16 protein-coding genes are annotated in these 19,694 nt (G+C 41.8%); 9 read left to right on the forward strand and 7 right to left on the reverse strand.

The window, feature by feature from the left end:
• Positions 1-55: 55 nt before the first annotated feature.
• Both LLW17_RS09135 and alaS read right to left on the reverse strand, forming a co-directional pair.
• On the reverse strand, positions 56-1,003 hold the full coding sequence (locus LLW17_RS09135; RefSeq protein ID WP_228229951.1) for a GSCFA domain-containing protein: 948 nt from the start codon (positions 1,001-1,003) through the stop codon (positions 56-58).
• Positions 1,004-1,529: 526 nt separating this feature from the next.
• On the reverse strand, positions 1,530-4,142 hold the full coding sequence (gene alaS, locus LLW17_RS09140; protein WP_228229952.1) for an alanine--tRNA ligase: 2,613 nt from the start codon (positions 4,140-4,142) through the stop codon (positions 1,530-1,532).
• Between the two features lie 210 nt (positions 4,143-4,352).
• Between alaS and LLW17_RS09145 the strand changes: the two genes are divergently transcribed.
• From LLW17_RS09145 to LLW17_RS09170, 6 genes are all read left to right on the forward strand, one after another.
• Positions 4,353-5,330: a M23 family metallopeptidase gene (locus tag LLW17_RS09145; protein ID WP_228229953.1), complete on the forward strand. Its 978-nt coding sequence runs from the start codon at positions 4,353-4,355 to the stop codon at positions 5,328-5,330.
• On the forward strand, positions 5,330-5,659 hold the full coding sequence (locus LLW17_RS09150) for a MerR family transcriptional regulator (RefSeq protein WP_099647197.1): 330 nt from the start codon (positions 5,330-5,332) through the stop codon (positions 5,657-5,659). The genes LLW17_RS09145 and LLW17_RS09150 overlap by 1 nt, the downstream gene beginning before the upstream one ends.
• 12 nt (positions 5,660-5,671) lie before the next feature.
• Positions 5,672-6,286: a LemA family protein gene (locus LLW17_RS09155; protein ID WP_228229954.1), complete on the forward strand. Its 615-nt coding sequence runs from the start codon at positions 5,672-5,674 to the stop codon at positions 6,284-6,286.
• Entirely contained in the window at positions 6,286-6,726 is a 441-nt protein-coding gene (locus LLW17_RS09160) for a TPM domain-containing protein (RefSeq protein WP_228229955.1), read from the forward strand. Before LLW17_RS09155 ends, LLW17_RS09160 begins: the two co-directional genes overlap by 1 nt.
• Before the next feature lie 35 nt (positions 6,727-6,761).
• Complete coding sequence (locus LLW17_RS09165) at positions 6,762-7,532, forward strand: TPM domain-containing protein (protein ID WP_228230030.1); 771 nt, start codon at positions 6,762-6,764, stop codon at positions 7,530-7,532.
• A 310-nt stretch (positions 7,533-7,842) separates the two neighbouring features.
• On the forward strand, positions 7,843-8,304 hold the full coding sequence (locus LLW17_RS09170) for a DUF5063 domain-containing protein (protein ID WP_228229956.1): 462 nt from the start codon (positions 7,843-7,845) through the stop codon (positions 8,302-8,304).
• A 48-nt stretch (positions 8,305-8,352) separates the two neighbouring features.
• Here LLW17_RS09170 and yiaA read toward each other — a convergent pair whose 3' ends face one another.
• A complete protein-coding gene (gene yiaA, locus LLW17_RS09175; protein WP_228229957.1) occupies positions 8,353-8,820 on the reverse strand; it encodes an inner membrane protein YiaA in 468 nt (155 codons plus the stop codon).
• 147 nt (positions 8,821-8,967) lie between these two features.
• On the opposite strand from yiaA, the gene LLW17_RS09180 reads away from it, so the two are divergent.
• Positions 8,968-10,428 (forward strand): hypothetical protein, encoded by a 1,461-nt coding sequence (locus LLW17_RS09180; RefSeq protein ID WP_228229958.1) that lies wholly within the window; start codon positions 8,968-8,970, stop codon positions 10,426-10,428.
• Here the strand turns inward: LLW17_RS09180 and LLW17_RS09185 are convergent.
• From LLW17_RS09185 to der, 4 genes are all read right to left on the reverse strand, one after another.
• Complete coding sequence (locus tag LLW17_RS09185) at positions 10,403-13,204, reverse strand: outer membrane beta-barrel protein (RefSeq protein WP_228229959.1); 2,802 nt, start codon at positions 13,202-13,204, stop codon at positions 10,403-10,405. The two genes, LLW17_RS09180 and LLW17_RS09185, sit on opposite strands and share 26 nt — an antisense overlap.
• A 113-nt stretch (positions 13,205-13,317) precedes the next feature.
• A complete protein-coding gene (locus LLW17_RS09190) occupies positions 13,318-13,557 on the reverse strand; it encodes a hypothetical protein (protein WP_228229960.1) in 240 nt (79 codons plus the stop codon).
• Positions 13,558-13,582: 25 nt separating this feature from the next.
• A complete protein-coding gene (locus LLW17_RS09195) occupies positions 13,583-16,390 on the reverse strand; it encodes an outer membrane beta-barrel protein (RefSeq protein ID WP_228229961.1) in 2,808 nt (935 codons plus the stop codon).
• 122 nt (positions 16,391-16,512) lie between these two features.
• Entirely contained in the window at positions 16,513-17,814 is a 1,302-nt protein-coding gene (gene der, locus LLW17_RS09200; protein ID WP_228229962.1) for a ribosome biogenesis GTPase Der, read from the reverse strand.
• Positions 17,815-18,021: 207 nt separating this feature from the next.
• Here der and LLW17_RS09205 point away from each other — a divergent pair, with 207 nt between their 5' ends.
• Positions 18,022-18,813 carry a DUF547 domain-containing protein gene (locus LLW17_RS09205; protein WP_228229963.1) on the forward strand — a complete coding sequence of 264 codons (792 nt, stop codon included), beginning with the start codon at positions 18,022-18,024 and terminating at the stop codon, positions 18,811-18,813.
• A 111-nt stretch (positions 18,814-18,924) separates the two neighbouring features.
• Positions 18,925-19,629, forward strand: a complete 705-nt coding sequence (locus LLW17_RS09210) for a TIGR04283 family arsenosugar biosynthesis glycosyltransferase (RefSeq protein WP_228229964.1) — start codon at positions 18,925-18,927, stop codon at positions 19,627-19,629.
• Positions 19,630-19,694: the final 65 nt, after the last annotated feature.

A 19,694-nucleotide genomic window follows, 5' to 3' on the forward strand; every position in this document is an offset into this window, starting at 1 on the left:
TACAAGACAAATCTCCTGTTAATCAAAACACCAATCCATAAGGCAATTGCCGTATTTAGAATTGAATATGAGGAATTTCCCGCTGCAGCTGTGCTATTTTTTGCTGCAGTTTTTTAAGGAATTGCTGATGCTGATCTGAATTTGGGTTAAATGCCCGATGCTCTAAACCACGCTGAATTTCTTCAACCTGTTTTTTTAAAGCTTGAGCCTGCGGCGAAAGGTAAACCGACTCAAAAGCTTCCCAGATGTAATCAACCGCAAGGGCGTTAGGATGTATGAGGTCGCGGTCGTAAAAGCGGTAATCCCGCAGCTCGTCCATAACAATTTCATAGGCTGGAAAGTAAAAAGCAGGATCACTCCGCTGTACTACCGAATGTACCGCGGCAATAAGATGTGCCTTACTGCGCTGGTTTTCGACAAAACCATCCTTAATATGGCGCACAGGAGAAACGGTAAAGGTTACCGAAGCATTGGAATTACGTTTTGCTATAGCTGTCAACGTGCGCTGCAAAGCCGCCTCAACCTCAGCTACCGAAGCCAGTTCTTTCTTAAACTCCCGCTGTGGGATTTTATGGCAATTGGCTACGATCTTATTTTGAGTTTTATGGCGATATCCCCAGGCCGTGCCCAGCGTGATAAAGATATGAGTGGCTTTTTGGAGTTGGTCATAGGCATCAGCCAGGGCTGTATTGAGCTGCTCTGTCGCAGCTTTTGCAGAAGTTGCACTAAGTTTCGAATGCGCATCAAACGAGACAAAATTTCCGTTTATTTCTTCAAAATCGCTTTCTTTAAATTCCCTGCGCTCAGCCACCTGCTCAAAAAACCGGGCAATAGCTTCCGGGTGAAACAAAATCCCAAACGGATTTATGGTATTCCTAAACTTATAATACTCAAATTTCGCCCCAATATTCTCTACAAAACAACTGCCCACCAGCATAATCTGCGAATCGTAATCAATAGGATTGGCAGTGGGCTGTAGCGGGATTTTGGTTTGGAGTTGCACTTATTTTTATTGGTATTGCTATTATTGGAATTGGGTGCTGTTTGGTTAAGAGTTATTGATTATTGGGTTATTTGAAAAGCGTCCAGTATTTATGATTTCTTATTTATTGTTGAACTGACAAAAAACAATGCGCGATATAATCGCGCAGGAGCGTATGGGTCTCGACTGCACTTCGACAAGCTCAGTGTGACACGCTCGACCTGACAACTGGGCTATTTCTAATTTCTGATTTTGTATTTCGTATTTGCCAACTGCTTACTGAGACTGCCAACTTTTTGCTTGTAATCAAAACCCAATTAACTAATAACTATTAACATCAAACTATCAACGCGTGATACAATCGCGCGGGAGCGGATGGGTCTCGACTGCACTTCGACAAGCTCAGTGTGACACGCTCGACCTGACAACATCGGGTTATTTATAATTTCTGATTTTGTATTTCGTATTTCCTAACTGTCTACTGAGACTGCCCACTTTTTACTTCTAACAAAAAACCAATTAACTAATAACCATTAACATCAAACTATCACCCCAGGTACTCCTTCACCGCTCCCAAAGCAGCTACAATCCCATCGGGATTTTTACCTCCGGCAGTAGCGAAAAACGGCTGGCCGCCACCACCTCCCTGAATGTATTTACCCAGTTCGCGTACAATAGTACCCGCGTTTAAGTCTTTCGCTTTAGCTAAATCTTTATCAATATAACAACTTAACAAAGCCTTATCGCCCTGACGCGAAGCCAGCACCAAAAAGAGATTTTCTACTTCACCACCCAACTGGAAAGACAAATCTTTGATGCCGTTTGCATCCAGATCCACCTCACGGGCGAGAAACTGAATTCCGTTTATTTCTTCCAGATCTGCTTTGAGTTCGCCTTTTACATTCTTGGCTTTCTCAGCCAGTAAAGACTCGAGCTGCTTTTTGAGTTCGTTGTTTTCTTCCTGCAGATTTTCAATGGCTTTTGCAGGTTCTTTGGTGTTGTTAAGCAGGCAGCGTACAGATTCAAGCGTTTCGTCCTGTTCTTCAAAATACTGCATCACCGCGTCGCCGGTAATCGCTTCAATACGACGAATTCCCGAAGCAACCGCTCCCTCTGATTTGATTTTAAAATACCAGATGTCACCGGTATTGTCTGCGTGGGTACCCCCACACAATTCCATAGACTTGCCAAAACGTATGGTACGCACCGCATCCCCGTATTTTTCACCAAATAGCGCAATCGCACCTTCCGCAATCGCCTGATCGTAAGGAATACCGCGTTGCTCTTCAAGTGGCAACTGCTCCTGAATACGGGCGTTTACAAACTGCTCTACTTCTTTCAATTCTTCAATAGTTACTTTTGAGAAGTGCGAAAAGTCAAAGCGCAAATAACCGCTGTGCACCATAGAACCTTTTTGCTCTACGTGCGTTCCTAAAACAGCGCGTAGGGCCTGATGCAACAAGTGTGTCGCGGTATGGTTTGCCTGCGTACGATTGCGTTGCCTGGCATCTACCACCGCGGTAAAGGTCTCTTCTAAATTTTTCGGAAGGTTTTTAGCCAAATGAATAATCAGGTTGTTTTCCTTTTTGGTATCGGTGATGTAGATCACATCGCCATTGGGCGCTTCGAGATAGCCTTTATCGCCCACCTGACCGCCACCTTCTGCGTAAAACGGAGTCAGATTAAAAACGAGTTGATACTGGTCGCCTTCTTTTTTGGTATTTATTTTTCGGTAGCGGGTAATGCGCACAGGCGTTTCGAGCGTGTCATAACCTACAAATTCTTCTTCGGCATCATCCTCAAGTACCGTCCAGTCCCCGGCTTCAATTTTTCCGGCAGCACGTGAACGGTCTTTTTGTTTTTGCAATTCGGATTGAAATCCTTTTTCGTCGAGGCTGTACCCCTTTTCGCCCAAAATCAAAGCGGTCAAATCTATAGGAAAACCATAGGTGTCGTACAGCTCAAAAGCTTTGGTACCCGAAACCTCTTTACCTTGTGTCTCTGCAATGATCGAATCGAGCAAAATCAAGCCCTGATCCAAAGTTCGCAGGAAACTGTGCTCCTCCTCCTTGATTACGTTATAAATGAGGTTTTGTTGTTTTTTAAGCTCAGGGAACGCTTTGCCCATCTCATCAGTCAATACGCCAACCAACTTGTAAATGAACGGTTCTTTGGTATCCAGAAAGGTAAAACCGTAACGTACCGCGCGTCGTAAAATACGGCGTATCACATACCCGGCACCGGTGTTGCTGGGCAACTGTCCGTCTGCGATGGAGAAAGCAACCGCGCGCACGTGATCTGCAATCACCCGAATCGCGATATCGGTTTCTTCTTTATTTCCGTATTTAGAATTGGTGATGGTTTCAATCTCGCGGATAAGCGGTGTAAACACATCGGTATCGTAATTTGATTTTTTGCCTTGTAGCGCCATACAGAGACGCTCAAAGCCCATCCCGGTATCAATATGTTTTGCGGGTAGATTTTCAAGCGAACCGTTTGCTTTTCGGTTGTACTGAATGAAAACCAGGTTCCAGATTTCAACCACCTGAGGATGGTCTGCATTTACGAGTTGGGCTCCCGGTGTTTTTGCCTTTTCTTCTTCAGAACGCAAATCGACGTGAATTTCAGAACAGGGTCCGCAGGGTCCCTGATCGCCCATTTCCCAGAAGTTGTCTTTTTTGTTTCCGTTTAAGATACGGTCTGCAGGCACGTGCTTGCTCCAAATGTCATACGCCTCGGTATCGCGCTCCAGATTTTCACTGCTATCCCCTTCAAAAATGGTCACATACAAGTTGTTTTTATCCATTTTGAACACTTCGGTAAGCAACTCCCAGGCCCAATCTATGGCTTCCTGCTTAAAGTAATCGCCAAAACTCCAGTTACCCAGCATCTCAAACATCGTGTGATGGTAGGTATCTTTACCCACTTCTTCCAGATCGTTATGCTTTCCGCTAACGCGAAGACATTTTTGCGTATCGGTCACCCGGGTATCTTTGGGCACTCCATTCCCCAAAAAGTATTCTTTAAACTGATTCATCCCGGCGTTTGTAAACATCAGCGTAGGATCGTTTTTGATCACCATAGGTGCTGAAGCGACGATGGAATGGTTTTTGGACTTAAAAAATGAAAGAAAAGTATCGCGAATTTCCTGGGATTTCATGAGTAAATTTTAGACTGGTTTTTGCCAAAATGAGTTTACCGGCAAACTATTTTTTATATTTGTTCGTTACCCTTCTGATTCAGGAGGGATTTTTGAGGATTTTAAACTGGTTTCAGCATTAAAAATCTTACGTTAAATCCTGAGGTTTTACTCAAGATTCACCCACGATTCGCGGGTTTTCATTAACGCAAAAATAGAATAATTTAAACAATGTCTAAGGTTAAATATTATTACGACAAAGAGACGCTTTCCTATAAAAAGATAGAGAAGCGCAAGGGTCGTAAACTGGGTTATGTAGCTTTATCTATTGTTGCCTCGTTTCTTGCAGGTTTTATTTTACTAATCATTTATCTCAATATTCCCGATCTGGAAACGCCCCGCGAAAAAGCACTCGCACGCGAATTGCAAAATATGAAAATGCAATACGGGGTTCTCAATAAAAAACTGGATCAGGTGCAGACCGTTCTGAGCGAAATCGAAGAACGCGACAATACCATTTACCGGCTTTATTTTGAGGCCAATCCCATTCCTGATGAGCAACGCAAGGCCGGTTTTGGAGGGGTTAACCGCTACAAAGACCTTGAAGGTTTTGATAACTCTAAAATGATTATTGAAACGAATAAGCGTCTGGACATTTTGACCAAACAACTCGTTGTACAAAGCAAATCGCTTGATGAAATCGCAGTTTTGGCCGAAGAAAAAGAGAAATTACTGGCTGCAATCCCTGCCATTCAACCGGTATCTAATGAAAATCTTACGCGCATCGCTTCGGGTTATGGGTATCGTTCAGACCCGTTTACCAAGGAACGTAAGTTTCACTATGGGATGGATTTTACCGCGCCTCGAGGAACTCCGGTTTATGCGACAGGTGATGGTGTAGTTGAACGCGCCGATAATAATGCCACAGGTTATGGTAATCACATCCGTGTAGATCATGGCTATGGCTATGTAAGCCTGTATGCCCACCTGTACAAGTACAATGTGAGACCGGGACAAAAGGTGAAACGCGGTGATCTCATAGGTTTTGTAGGCAGTACCGGGCGTTCTGAAGCACCGCATTTGCATTATGAAATCTTTAAGGATGGCGAGCGCATCAATCCGATAAATTTCTACTACGGAAACCTATCGCCTGAAGAGTTTGACGTAATTTTACAGAAAGCACAACTCGAAAACCAATCGCTGGATTAATGCACGTTGACCTGCCCGAAAAATTATACTACAGCATAGGCGAAGTTGCTGATGCCTTTGGCGTCAACACCTCGCTGGTGCGCTTTTGGGAAAAAGAATTTGATGTATTAAAGCCCAAAAAAAACGCGAAAGGCAATCGTAAGTTCACGCCCGAAGACATTAAAAATCTCGAGCTTATTTACCATTTGGTCAAGGAGCGGGGCTTTACGCTGGAAGGCGCCAAAACGCATTTAAAGGAAAACAAACACCAAACACTCAATAAATTTGATCTCATCCGCAAGCTGGAAGCCATAAAGGCCCAACTGCAGGATTTAAAAGATCAACTCTAATCAATCAAAATCATGAAAAAAGGAATTATTGCAATTATAGTTGTGGTTATTTTAGTCTTTATAGGATATTCATTCTTTAAAGGTTTTTACAATACTGCGATCACGTTAAAAGAAGATGCCACCGCGCAATGGGGTAATGTAGAAAGTGCCTACCAGCGCCGCGCAGACCTCATCCCAAATATTGTAAATACCGCAAAAGGCTACGCCGAGTTTGAGCAAAAAACACTGACTGACGTAATAGAAGCCCGTTCTAAAGCAACCGGTGTTAATATCGACCCGGCCAACATCACACCCGAGCAGCTGGCGCAGTTTCAACAGGCTCAAAGTGGGGTGAGTTCGGCTTTATCCAGACTTTTGGTTACCGTAGAGCGTTATCCCGATCTTAAGGCTAATGAGAATTTTAAAGAACTCATCAACGAGCTGGAGCGTACCGAAAACCGCATCAATGTAGAACGTAACCGCTACAACGAGGCGATTAGACCTTACAACAAGCACATCAAAACCTTCCCAAATAACATCGTCAACAACTTCATAGGCAACTTTGAAGAAATGGGTTATTTTGAAGCCAATGACGGCGCCGAAAATGCACCTGAAGTCAACTTCGACTTCAATAACGATGCAGCCTAATGGCATCTGTCGTAGAAGATTTTCTAAACGCCAAAGAAGAAGGGGAAGTTGTAGAAGCCATTCGCCAGGCAGAGCTGAAAACTTCCGGAGAGATACGGGTGCACCTCGAACGCAAGTGTGAGATAGACGCCTTTGAACGTGCAAAGGAATTGTTTCACTTTCTGAAGATGGATAACACCAAGGCTGAAAACGGCGTACTCATTTACGTGGCCGTCGACGCTAAAAAGTTCGCCATTTGTGGAGATCGCGGCATTAACAAAGTGGTTCCCGAAAACTTCTGGCAAAGCACCAAAGACCTTATGCAAACCGAATTTAAAAACCGAAAGTTCAAAGACGGTCTGGTAAAGGGAATCAATTCTGCCGGGGAGCAGCTCGCGAAGTTTTTTCCGTGGGATGCTGATGATGTCAACGAACTTTCAGACGAAATATCAACCTCTTGACCTATATAACTCAACGATATCAATTCCGTAACTTTTTGCTCGTGGCATTTCTTTTTTGCCTAACGGCGAAAAGTTTTGCGCAATACGATATTCCTCCCGTTCCTGAAAAACAAACCAGCGTTTATGATTATGCCGGTTTATTGAGCACGGGGCAAAAAGCTGCTCTGGAAAACAAACTGGTCAAATACAGCGACACGACTTCCACCCAAATCGTGGTGGTGATTATACCCAGCACCAAAGGCGAAGACATCAGTTTTCTGGGAGCCAAATGGGGCCAGAAATGGGGAATTGGTCAGAAAGACAAAGACAACGGTATTCTCATCACTCTGGCTACGCAAGACCGCAAGGTAGATATCAATACCGGTTATGGGATTGAAACCATCATCACAGACCGCATGGCCGAGCAGGTCATCAACCGCATTATGATTCCGCAGTTTAAAAAAGGAGACTATTACGCGGGGCTCGATCAGGGTGCAGACGCGCTGTTTCAAATGCTGCAAGGCGAATATCAGGGAACGCGTCAAAGCGACTCCAAAGGCTTTAATATTCTGCCGGTTCTTATCATTTTTATTGTGATCATCTTTATCCTGAGCCGCTCGCGTGGAGGTGGCCGCAATGGCGGAAGAGGCGGCGGCGCAGGCAGTCTGCTTGACGTCATCATCCTGAGCAGTATGGGCCGTGGCGGCCTGGGCGGCGGTGGCTTTGGAGGCGGATCTTCCGGTGGAGGATTTGGCGGAGGCGGTGGCTTTGGTGGCGGCTTCGGCGGTGGTGGCTTTGGTGGCGGTGGGGCTTCCGGGGGTTGGTAAAACAACAATTATTGTTATTGTTATTGTTATTGTTATTGTTATTGTTATTGTTATTGTTATTGCTAACCAATTTGGAGATTACATCCATTTCCTTCGATACAATGCTCCTCTAGTCGCATCACTCAGGAAACCTCTTCGAAGAAAGGGGGCTTTTAATATGATTAGAATGAAAAACCTCCCTTTGAAGGGAGGTATGGAGGGATGTTTTTTAATTCAGAATTCTCTAAGCGGTAGCTGAATATATTTCTCAAAGCTTTAGCGAAGCAAAAGAAACCAATAACTCAATAATCGAATAACCTAATAAACTCTTTTGGAAGCTTTTCTCAATCTCATTCAACGCATTACACAATACGGCACCGAAACCATTGTAGACCCAGATAAGCCGCTGGCCTTAAAAAAAGCATTGGTAGATTTATATGCCCTCTATGTGAATCTGGAACCTTCTTTTGACGAACGTTTGTACGAAGAGATTGAACGTCTGGATTACGGACTCGTTTACGCGCATGTCAAAGTAAATTTCCCGGAGTTGATGGAGTATCATCAAATAGATGAGATCTTTGAATTTTATAAAACTCCCGAAATTCTCACAGGCGACGCGATAGACGATCTTTCTGACCTCATTATTGACCTCAGCGAAGTAGCCTGGAGATTGCAAAATACCAGTCTTGACGATGCGCTTTGGTACTTCAACACCTTGATGCGTATACACTCCGAAGAGCACCTGCTTAATTTATTGGGGTATTTAAAAGCTTTGGAGGATAATAAAAATTAAAAACAGGAGTTTCAGCAACTCCTGTTTTTCTATTTGATACCAATAAGCCTATTTTTCATTTTTTTCGATCCACTTGAGATCTCTCGTATTCTTTTGTACGGTTACTGCTGCAAATAAACTGAGAAGAAATGACATTCCGTAAAAACCCTTTTCGCTTAAAAGCATATCGGCATTCCACAACCCTATTATGAGTAGTAAAATAGATGCCAGGGTTGTAAACCAGCTGATTCCGTAATACATATCAGTTACCTCGATGCCTTCCTGGCGATCACGCACGCTCTTTTGCACAGAAACCACCGAGAATAGGCCGAAAAGCAAAAGAGTAAAGTAATAGCCCTTTTCACTTAGCCACATATCGGCATTCCATAATCCGACACAAAAAGAAACCATCCCAATCAGCAACGCAGTCCAGGCAGCTGAAACAAAAGCGGCAGTGGGTTTAAATTGATAATCTTCTTTTCTTTTGGTCTTAAAATCAGTTGTTTCGCTTTTTGATTTTTCAAAATTCGTTTCCATAATTTGATTGTTTTGTTGAAACAAAGATTGGTAACACCACAGACATTTTAAAAACCAAATTCTCAAAAAACTTACGATTTAATTCTTGTACTTATGCCATCAATAACTATTAAAATAGTAACTTATCTTTACTAAAACTTACGATTTATGAAGGCAGTATTCTCTTTAGTTCAAAGCTTTTCTGCAACAGAACAAAAGGAGGCAAGAGCATTTATTGAGAATCGCAATCGCCGGGGAGATGTAAAAAACCTGATTTTATTTGATCAATTGTGTCAAGACAAAACAGACCACATTCAACACAAACTTTATGGCACCAAAAGTCGCAATGCCTATCATGCGTTGAGCAAACGTTTACAGGATACACTGATTGATTTTTTGGCTTCAAAAAGCTTTGCTACAGAAGCCAGTGATGAAATGCGCGTTTTAAAATTGATTTTAGCCGGCAGACTACTATTCGAAAAACAACAGGATAAATTAGCGCGGAAAACTTTGGCAAAGGCAGAAACCATAGCCCAGAGTTTTGATTTCTACTCGGCGCTACTGGAGATTTACCAGACGCAATTGCAATACGCGCACCTCAAGAATGATCAATTCCTAAAACGTGTTTTACAGGTGAGCACGGTTAATATGAAAAACGTTCAAAACGAACTTCATCTTCAACAGGCTTATGCTTCTTTAAAATTGAACTTAAAATCTAATCCTAAAAATCCGATCGAGCTTCTTCACGAAACTTTAGATCAGTTTGAATTAAAGCTATCCCAACATTTCACCTACAAATCCGTGTATCAATTTATGGAGCTGCTTACCGATGCTGCAGCGCTATCCGGAGCTTATTACAGCATTGCCAACACCATTGAAGAAGCATACGCGTTTGTATTGGAAAAAAGCAACCCGAATAAGCACCTGTACTATTATTTTCAGATACGATATCTACTCGCTGATGTCAATTTGCGAAACAAAGATTTCAGATCCTGCATCGAAATTCTCGATGAACTTGACAACGCACTCCCTGAGAAGTATCGCGAGCTATTCAATCACAAAATCGAAACACTCAGAGCACTTGCTTTTAATTATTCGGGAAATTATAAAGAGGCTATTCGTATCGCAGAGCTATACGCTGAAGATTCAGAAAACTTAAAACTGCTTTTAGTGACGTTTCGCTTTCAGCAAGATCAGATCCGTGAAGCCTATGATCTCTTTAAAGGTTTTCGAAAAAGCGATAAGTACTACGAGCAAAAAAATGGTTTACTTTGGGTAATTAAAAAGGAGCTCATAGGGCTCTTACTGTTGATTGAACTGGATAAGCTGGATCTCATTTCAGGCAAGATAACAAGTATTAAAAGGAGGTTTAGTGACAAAATCAATTCATCTCAGGAAGAGCAGCTGCAACAATTTCTCAAACTGGCATCAGCGTATTACGAAAATCCAAAACAAGCCTCAACACCCCACTTTGAATCCCGTGTTGACCAGGCATTCAAATGGCTTGGATTTGAACGCGAAGACCTGTTTGCAATGAGTTTTTATGCGTGGCTTAAATCAAAAATGGAAAGCAAGCCACTTTACACGACCACTTTAGAATTGGTTAGTCCCACCAGCCATTCTCACTAACCTCACCTTTTTTACCCAGGGTATTAAACTTATAGCTGAAGCTCAACATAAAATACTGCTGTAATACGGTGCTCTGCACATCTTCTATATACGATTGGGTGGCGTTACGCCTGGCATTGGTGTTTTGATCAAGCAGGTCATAAACCTTAAAGGTTATGAGCGCCTTATCGTTGATGAAGGAATAAGCCAAAGATGAGTTCCAGAAGACGGCATTGCCCTGGAAACCGGCTCCCACATTAGGGTTATAGATGTAACGTATGTCATTTTCCCAGGTCAGCCATTCCGGAAAAAAAGTCGTGGTACGCAACCTTGCATTATGCTGCGTAAAGCGCTGCCCATCGAAGAAATCCCGGTTAAAATTTGTTCTGTTGAACTCGATACTATACTCGGGCCGCAACTCAAACCAATCAGTCCAGGTAAAACGCAAACCCAGGCTAGGTCCAATTCTTTTCGTAATACTGGCGTATTGATCTTCATTAAAGAAGTTGACAAAACGATCGATCCTACCGTAAACACGTGTTTCAACTTTTAAAGTTTTAAGACTATCTAATTTAAAATCTTTATTATAACTCATATTGGCGTAAGCATCGTAAACTCCATCAACATTCACAAAAGTAGTTTCACGCACAAAATTATCATCAACTGTTGTACGGTTTACAATCTGATCGTTAGTCATTGTAACACCCGCATAAACATAGAATCCGGTTCTTTTTTCCCAGTCGTAATTATTAGCACCAAGTCCTACTCGATGACTGTTTGTAGGGCTCAGGTTTGGATTTCCCTGAAGCGTATTTATGGGATCTGAAACATCCAGATAGGGCGAAAGTTGTCGTACATCCGGAGCGTCATTTCTTAAATTATAGGAAGTCCAAAAGCTAAACTTTTGAGAAATATTAAAATTGATATAGCTTGATGCTTCTAGAGCGTCAAAATCATTCTCAAAATCGATATCGCGCACCCGGTTTTCGTTAATATCTGTCAGCAAATCTTCACCGGTTAACTTTCGGTTTACATATGCGGCCCTTACACTGGCTCGTATTTTTTTTGAATTATAGGTAAGCCCAAGTTGAGGTTTATGACTGCGGTTGGTACTTTCAAAATCGGTACTTTGGATTTCAACGAGCTGATCGTAAGATTGTGTATTTCCATCAAAATCATAAACCAACTGCGTATTGGTTCGGTTTTGATTTACAAACTCATATTCAGACTCTATAAAAAGTTTTTTCGCGATTAGCGGAATACGCCAGGTTAGGTTTGTCGTTATACTATTATTATTGTTATCGCCATCCGTAAACTGGTTCCGCAGAATTGTATTAGGTTCGTCCCCGTAAACTTCAGTTTCCGAATCGGTAAAATCTGCGCTTTGTGTTTCATCTAATTGCAGGTTTCCATTTAAGCGGATAAAACCACCTTTGTTTCCGTAACGTTTGGTAGCCGTAAGCCGGTTACCAAAATTGCGGCTCTGCCGGTCATTGCTGTTATCGTAACTGCTTTCATTAACCAGATCGCCACTTGCATTACGCGTTAATGAACTTCCCGAACTTTGATTTAATCCTTCCGAATACTCAAAAGAGGGTAAAATTTCAACCATTAATGTCGAATCAATTTTAGTTTGGAATCTTAGGTTAGCGGTATGGTTGTCGGTTTCAGCATCCCTACGGGAATTGCTAGTAGAGAGGAAGCGATTTTGAGGTAGAATATTTTCCCGAACCCTTTCGGTTTCCTCAAAGCTATTTGCTCCCGAATAAAAATAGTCTGCTGAAGTTTCAATTTTTTCACCAAAATCATTGGCGAAATTCATCCCGGCGTTGCGAGAGTTCACAATACCATCTCCCATGCCAAAACTTCTTCCGCCTACATTAAATCCTCCATTATCGCTGATTGAGATATAACTGGCGTTACCAAACATTTTTTCGATTTCACCAAAACTAAAACCGGGCGAATTGATGTTATTACCACTTCCTAACAGACTAAATCGCAAATCATTATCAAAGTAGTTGCCAATACCTGCATATTCAAAACGATCATCGGTACCCCCACCGGCAGCAACCCGACCAAACATACCCTTGTTTTTATCCTCGTCTATAGTGATGTTAATCGTTTTGTTCTCACTATCCCCGGCTTCACCGGTAAATTCTTCAGACTCTGTTTTGGTATCTACTACCTGAATTTTATTGATCAGTTCTTTGGTAAGATTTCGGGTGGCAATAGTAGGATCATCACCAAAAAAGGGTTTTCCGTTTACGAGAATATTACTTACCGGCTTCCCGTTGATACGTATATTACCGTCAGCATCAACCTCTGCGCCGGGTAATTCTTTAAGTAAATCTTCTAAGGTGGCATCCGGATTGGTTTTAAACGAGGCGGCATTAAACTCAAGCGTATCCTGCTTGATGACAACCGGTGCTGCACGGCCCTTGACCACGACATCGCCCAGGGACTCTACCTGAAATTCTAAAGCTATATCACCCAGGTTTTGCGTGCGATTTTTACTCAGGTCTATTCTTTGCTCGTAAGATTGGTAACCTACAAAGGTTACAAACAAATTGGCCTGATTAAGGTTTACCTTACTATTTAATTTAAATTCCCCTTTACGATCTGTAATCGTATAGGTAATCATTGTGGAATCTTTAAGCGTTTCGAGAACAACTGTTGCTGCTTCAAGTGGAGTCTTTTGCTCCTGATCTACCAGGCGGCCGGTGATTGTAAAATCCTGTGAATACGAAAAAAAGGAGAGCAGGCCCAAAATCAGGCTAAGGAGAAAACGGATGTTCATTTTGTTTTTTGATTGATTGATTGATATGCGAATAACATCATTATTTCTAAAACTATAAAATTAGTTTAATATTTTAAGAAATAATTAACAAATCTAAAAGTGTTGAATATGAACTATCTTCGGTAACCGCCCCTGCCTCTATTTTGACTAGCTCCTACAAAACTCTTAAGCCTATACGTAAAACTCAACATCGCATATTGAGTAAGAATCAGGCTATTTGTGTCCTGTACAAAATCTTCACCGGTAATCCTTCGGGTATCAACCACCTGATCCGGTAAATCATAGACCTTAATTTTTAGCCTAGCTTTTTCGTCCAGAAATTGATCACACAGCCTGGTATTAAAAACCAGCAACTATAAGCTTTTGGTGCGGAATGATTTAATACCTGCGACCCCGGTAACGCCGCCCACCATCACCCCGGTCATATCCGGGAGGTTTATCACCCAGGGTGTTGAATTTATAACTAAACCCAAGCATAAAATACCGTTGTAAAATTAAGGACTGAACATCTACATAACCCTGCCCCTGAACGATTCGTCTGGCGTTGTTATTTTGTTTAAGCACATCATATCCTCTTAGGGTAATCAGGCCGTTATCTTTAAGTATGCTGTATTGTATAGAACTGTTCCAGAAAAGGGACCCTTTCTGAAATCCCTCCTGAATGTTTGAATTGTAATTATAATTCAATACATTCTCAAATTCAAGATTCCCAAAGGTAAAACGCAGGTCTGCTGATGCCTCATGACGTAAAATATAAATATCATTCTGATTTTCATTTTCAAATTTATTGTACTCAAAATTGGGGTTATATCCAATGCGGGCAGATACCTTTTCTGAATACGTATAATTGAAATCAACTCTGGGCCCATACGATTCATTTAAGGCTGAAAATTGTGTACCGTTTACAAGATTTTGTCTTTGACGCAGGTTGTAATTCATAGCCAAATTTAAACGTACACTATTAAGACTATCAAGCTTAAAATTTTTACCATATCCCGATCCGGATGAAAACGTATAATTACCGTCAACGTTAGCGAATGTTGACCTTCGAAAACCGTTTTCATTTATCGTATTAGAGATGATCTCATTATTACTGGCACTATAATTAGAATACACATAAAAATTAGCTTCCTTATTTACATCGTAGGTATTAAAATTTAAATTAAAACGGTTTTGTGTGGTAGGATCCAGGTCCGGATTACCCGTTCTAATAAATGTTGGATTACTTATATCTACGTAAGGGGAAAGTTGATTAATATTGGGTATGTCGTTTTCAAGATCATAACCAAAACGCAAGCGGGTATTCTTGGTAAATTGATACCTCAGATCCACCTCAATCTCAAGTGCTTCAAAATAATTATCAAAAGCAACATCTGTGATTGTTTCATTACTGGCGAGCTCTCTAAAAATAAAGGCTCCTTCCACTTCAATATTTAGTTTTTTGTCTCTATACTCAAGACCCAGTTCTGGCCTGTGCGCAACGTTTTCATTTGAAAAATCGGCACTTTGCTCGGTATCTAAAGCACCATCCCGGTTTTGATCGAAAACAAAATTTTCATCCTCCCTCAAGTCCTGATTGTAACTATATTCTGCAGAGAAGAAAAATAAATCCTTCACGATAGGAGCTTTCCAGCGTAGGCGGGTATATAAATTGTTATTTTGTTGATTCCCTTCAATAATTTGATCCCGGATTAAGCTGTTTTCTTCATCAATAACCTGCCCCTGAGTGCCGGGAACGTATGCAATAACCTCATTTTGGTTTGACGAATTGCTTTCGTCTTTTGAATAGGAATTGTTCAAATCTAACCTAATGTAGCCTCCTCCGCTTCCATACCTTCGGGTTACGCTTAACCTATTCCTAAAATCACGACTAAAACTAGTTCTACTGCTGAAGCCCTCACTCTCGTTAAGAACTTCCCGATTCTCATCAAAAGTGTCTTCCTCAGAATTACTGGTATTAAAGCTCTCATTATAGGAAAAATCCGGACGTATCTCTATATAATACGCTGAGTCAATAACTGTTTCATATTCGGGATTGAATCTATGCCGGTCGTTAGTACTATAGGAATTACTCATGCTCTCACTAAATTGAGTCCTATACACAAGTTCATCTGTATCCGGATCGCGCTCGGGAATATCACTTTTGGCACTGGACCGTCTATCCTGAGTAGTATTTGATGCCTGATAGATGTAATTTGCAGTGGCCTGATTGGTGCTCTTACCCCAGTCATCAGCATAATTGGCGCCTCCAACTCTCGAGTTAGTGATCCCGCCATCATTACCTCCTCCTGTTATCGACCAGGCAGCTCCCCGACCAAATGTGGAGCTTACTTCTCCAAAATTAAACCCGGCGCGGTTAATGTTATTTCCGCCACCCAGGACACTAAGGCGCAGATCATTATCAAAATAATTAGCAATACCTGCATACTCAAAGCGTTCGTCTGTACCCGCTCCGGCAGCAACACGCCCAAAAGTCCCCCGGTTTTTATCTTTTGCGATTTTAATGTTAACCGTTTTATTCTCACCGTCACTTTGCTCCCCGGTAAAAGCCTGTGTTCGCGTACGGCTGTCTACCACCTGAATTTTTTCAACAATATCTTTGGTCAAATTGCGGGTGGCAATAGTAGGGTCGTTGCCAAAAAAGGGCTTCCCGTTAACCAGCACTTTATCTACCGGTATTCCATTTACGGTAACAGCACCATTCGCATCTACTTCAAACCCGGGTAATTTTTTCAGTAAATCCTCTACATTCGCATCTTTTTTCGTGTCAAAGGAGGCTACGTTAAATTCGGTGGTGTCCTGCTTAAAACGTATGGGAGGAGTTCTGCCTACCACTAAAACCTCATTTAAGTTTTCTGTTGCAGAACTCAAAGCAATTTCTTTTAGATCGTATTCACGCTGTGAACTCAAATCTATAACCTGGGTATAGGATTTAAAGCCAACGAAGGAAACTATTAAATTGATCTTTTTTAAAGCTGTTTTTCCTTCAAGCTCAAACCTTCCTTTTGCATCTGTAATCGAATACACCACCAGTGAACTGTCTTTAACCGCCTCAGCAAATACGGTCGCCGCTTCAAGCGGTTCTTTAGTACCAGTATCGATTATAAGACCACTAATTTTGAATTCCTGAGCAAAAAGAGTCGTGGTACCTAAAAATGTTAGGAAAAACAGTAGAGCATACTTCATAAAATAAATATATGTATTGAATACATTTATTGATAAGACGCTGATTTCTAACAATGGTTTAAAACCAAAAGCCCACTTTTTTGAAAAAAGCGGGCTTTTAAAGGCTTAAGGCTGTAAAAAAATTATTTTTTTCTAAAGTATACCGAAATAGGCACACCCTGAAAATCAAATTGTTCACGAAGTTTGTTTTCGATAAAACGCTTGTACGGCTCTTTAACGTACTGGGGTAAATTACAGAAAAACGCAAACTGCGGATGCGGTGTAGGCAACTGCATACAATATTTGATCTTGATGTATTTTCCTTTATTTGCCGGTGGCGGGTAGGCTTCTATAACCGGCAACATAAGTTCGTTGAGCTCGCTGGTCTTAACGCGTCTGCTTCGGTTTTCAAAAACCTGAACAGCGGTCTCAATCGCTTTATACACCCGTTGTTTGGTTAAAGCTGAAATAAATACAATAGGCACATCGGTAAAGGGTTCCATTTCCTGGCGAATTTGCTTCTCAAACTCTCGCATGGTTTTGTTTTCCTTTTCGACCAGATCCCATTTGTTCACCAGAATCACAATCCCTTTTCGGTTTCGCTCTGCGAGCCAAAAAATATTTTGCACCTGCCCGTCAAAACCACGGGTGGCATCCAGAACAACCAGACATACATCACAATGTTCTATCGCACGTACCGAGCGCATCACCGAATAAAACTCCAGATCCTCCCTAACCTTTGACTTACGGCGTATCCCCGCGGTGTCAACCAGATTAAATTCAAAACCGAAACGGTTGTATTTGGTATCTATAGCATCACGTGTCGTACCTGCGACATCAGTCACGATATAACGCTCCTGACCGATCAGGGCGTTGATGAAAGACGATTTACCGGCATTGGGACGGCCTACCACGGCAAAACGTGGTAAAATATTTTCTTCAACCTCGGGTTTGTCCGGTAAAATCTTAACAAGGGCATCCAGCAAGTCTCCGGTACCGCTACCGCTTATACTGGCAATGGTATAGTAATCGCCAAGACCCAGGCTGTAAAATTCTACAGCATTTTCCTCGCGCATCGCGTTGTCTACCTTATTTACTACCAAAAAAACGGGTTTATTCTGGCGACGCAGCAAGTTGGCCACATCCTCATCCATCCCGGTCACACCGGCTTCCACATCAACCATAAAAATGATGGCGTCTGCCTCATCTATGGCCAGTTCTACCTGTTTATCAATTTGTTCTTCAAAAACGTCATCACTTCCTTTTACATACCCACCGGTATCAATGACTGAAAATTCTTTTCCATTCCAGTCGGTTTTTCCGTAATGACGGTCACGGGTTACCCCACTTACCGAGTCAACAATCGCCTCCCGGCGCTGAATCAATCGGTTAAAAAGGGTTGATTTACCCACATTAGGTCTCCCTACAATAGCTACAATACTCATATGTTATACTTTGTGCTTGAAAAGCGCTGCAAAATTACGATAAATACCTGCACATCTGTCACGCTTTCGTTTTTAGTCTGCCGGAGGGCTGAAATACTAAATTTTAACTAAATACTGTTAAGACTGATGTTAATTCACGCTATGAAAAATCCGTAGACAGGTACCTTACGTATCTATTAGCAAACAACACAAGTTATGTATCGCATTATGAAACGTATTATAGTATGCCTTTTTGCCGCTTTCACCCTGTATAGCTGCAATCTTCTTACAGCAGCCGGACTCAGCAGCGCCGGGCAACCCACAAAAGAAGTAAGCGGGGATCTCACCTCAACCACTGCAAATTCTGCCGAAAATGTAGACCACAGCGCCTGGGACGCCTTGCTTAAAAAACACGTAAACGCCGCCGGAATGGTAGATTACGAAGGTTTTCAGAAAGACCGTGCAAAGCTGGATGCCTACCTGAAGAAATTATCATCTTATAATCCGGGTGACGACTGGTCGGTACAGGAACTTTTGGCCTATTACATCAATTTATACAATGCGTATACGGTTGAGTTGATTCTTGATAATTACCCCGTTAAAAGCATTAAAGACATCAACGGTGCCTGGACAAAAGCTATTGTTCCTGTAGGAAATCGCGAACTTTCTTTAGGCGGAATTGAAAATGGCGTATTGCGTAAAATGAACGAACCTCGTATTCATTTTGCCATCAACTGCGCTTCGATTTCCTGCCCTAAATTGTTAAATGAAGCCTATACCGCAGGCAAAATTAATGAGCAGCTTGATAAAGTGACCAAAGAGTTTGTGAATTCAAACAAAAATGAAATCACGGCTTCAAATCCTAAAGTATCTTCGATTTTTGACTGGTATAAGAGCGATTTTATCACAGACAAAACGCCAACCGTAATTGATTACATCAATCAATACAGCAAGACAAAAATCAATAAAGGTGCTACGCTGACGTACAAAAACTACGATTGGAATCTTAATAAACAATAGATTTCTCCCTTAATATAGCAATATCCCGCTCCATGCGGGATATTTAATTTTATGTCCTGACGAATTAGTTTAGATTTGAATGCTTATTCTGCCCCCGCCGAATTCCCTTTTATGCTGAGTATCATTATTCCCGTTTACAACGAGTCTGAAAATCTACCGGTGTTGCTGGAGCATCTCCTGTGCAGTGCAAAAGCCCCAGATCTTATGGAAATTCTGGTGGTTGACGGCGGTAGTACTGATGACACCCGGGCTTTGGGCGAAAAATTTAAAGCCGCTAACCACGTAAATCTTCAACTTTTACAATCCGGAAAAGGCAGGGCCAAACAGATGAATACCGGGGCTCGGGCTGCCCGCGGAAGCATTCTTTATTTTTTACATGCCGATTCTTTTCCACCTAAACATTTTGACCGGTATATACGTGTTGAAGTTGAAAATGGCAATCCTGCCGGATGCTTCAGAATGCAGTTTGACAGCAAGCATTGGTGGCTGCGTCTGGCCAGTTATCTCACTAGATTCAGCTGGAGAGCCAGTCGTGGCGGTGATCAAAGTCAGTTTATCACCCGCGAACTTTTTGATGAAATAGGCGGTTACAATGAAAGCTATGTGATCTACGAAGACAACATCCTCATCAATGAGCTTTATGCCCGTAATAAATTTGTGGTCATTCAACAGCCGTTAAAATCTTCTGCCCGTATGTATGAAAAATACGGAGTCTGGTACGTGCAATACCACTTCTGGAGTATTTACGTCAAAAAATGGATGGGTGCTTCGGCCGAAGAACTTCACGCCTATTACTGCAAAGTGCTTAAAAAGTAGCAGTTCAAAAACTTACCAAATCAATCTTTGGCTTTGCTAAAAAATTAGCGTTGAAATTGAAATAT

The organism is Leeuwenhoekiella parthenopeia, assembly GCF_020782115.1.
Taxonomy (GTDB): Bacteria; Bacteroidota; Bacteroidia; order Flavobacteriales; family Flavobacteriaceae; genus Leeuwenhoekiella; species Leeuwenhoekiella parthenopeia.

Excerpts from the sequence above, each read along its gene's own strand:
- alaS (WP_228229952.1), bottom strand. The coding sequence starts at position 4,142 with ATGAAATCCCAGGAAATTCGCGATACTTTTCTTTCATTTTTTAAGTCC.
- LLW17_RS09145 (WP_228229953.1), top strand. The coding sequence starts at position 4,353 with ATGTCTAAGGTTAAATATTATTACGACAAAGAGACGCTTTCCTATAAA.
- LLW17_RS09150 (WP_099647197.1), top strand. The coding sequence starts at position 5,330 with ATGCACGTTGACCTGCCCGAAAAATTATACTACAGCATAGGCGAAGTT.
- LLW17_RS09155 (WP_228229954.1), top strand. The coding sequence starts at position 5,672 with ATGAAAAAAGGAATTATTGCAATTATAGTTGTGGTTATTTTAGTCTTT.
- LLW17_RS09160 (WP_228229955.1), top strand. The coding sequence starts at position 6,286 with ATGGCATCTGTCGTAGAAGATTTTCTAAACGCCAAAGAAGAAGGGGAA.
- yiaA (WP_228229957.1), bottom strand. The coding sequence starts at position 8,820 with ATGGAAACGAATTTTGAAAAATCAAAAAGCGAAACAACTGATTTTAAG.
- LLW17_RS09180 (WP_228229958.1), top strand. The coding sequence starts at position 8,968 with ATGAAGGCAGTATTCTCTTTAGTTCAAAGCTTTTCTGCAACAGAACAA.
- LLW17_RS09185 (WP_228229959.1), bottom strand. The coding sequence starts at position 13,204 with ATGAACATCCGTTTTCTCCTTAGCCTGATTTTGGGCCTGCTCTCCTTT.
- LLW17_RS09195 (WP_228229961.1), bottom strand. The coding sequence starts at position 16,390 with ATGAAGTATGCTCTACTGTTTTTCCTAACATTTTTAGGTACCACGACT.
- der (WP_228229962.1), bottom strand. The coding sequence starts at position 17,814 with ATGAGTATTGTAGCTATTGTAGGGAGACCTAATGTGGGTAAATCAACC.
- LLW17_RS09205 (WP_228229963.1), top strand. The coding sequence starts at position 18,022 with ATGAAACGTATTATAGTATGCCTTTTTGCCGCTTTCACCCTGTATAGC.
- LLW17_RS09210 (WP_228229964.1), top strand. The coding sequence starts at position 18,925 with ATGCTGAGTATCATTATTCCCGTTTACAACGAGTCTGAAAATCTACCG.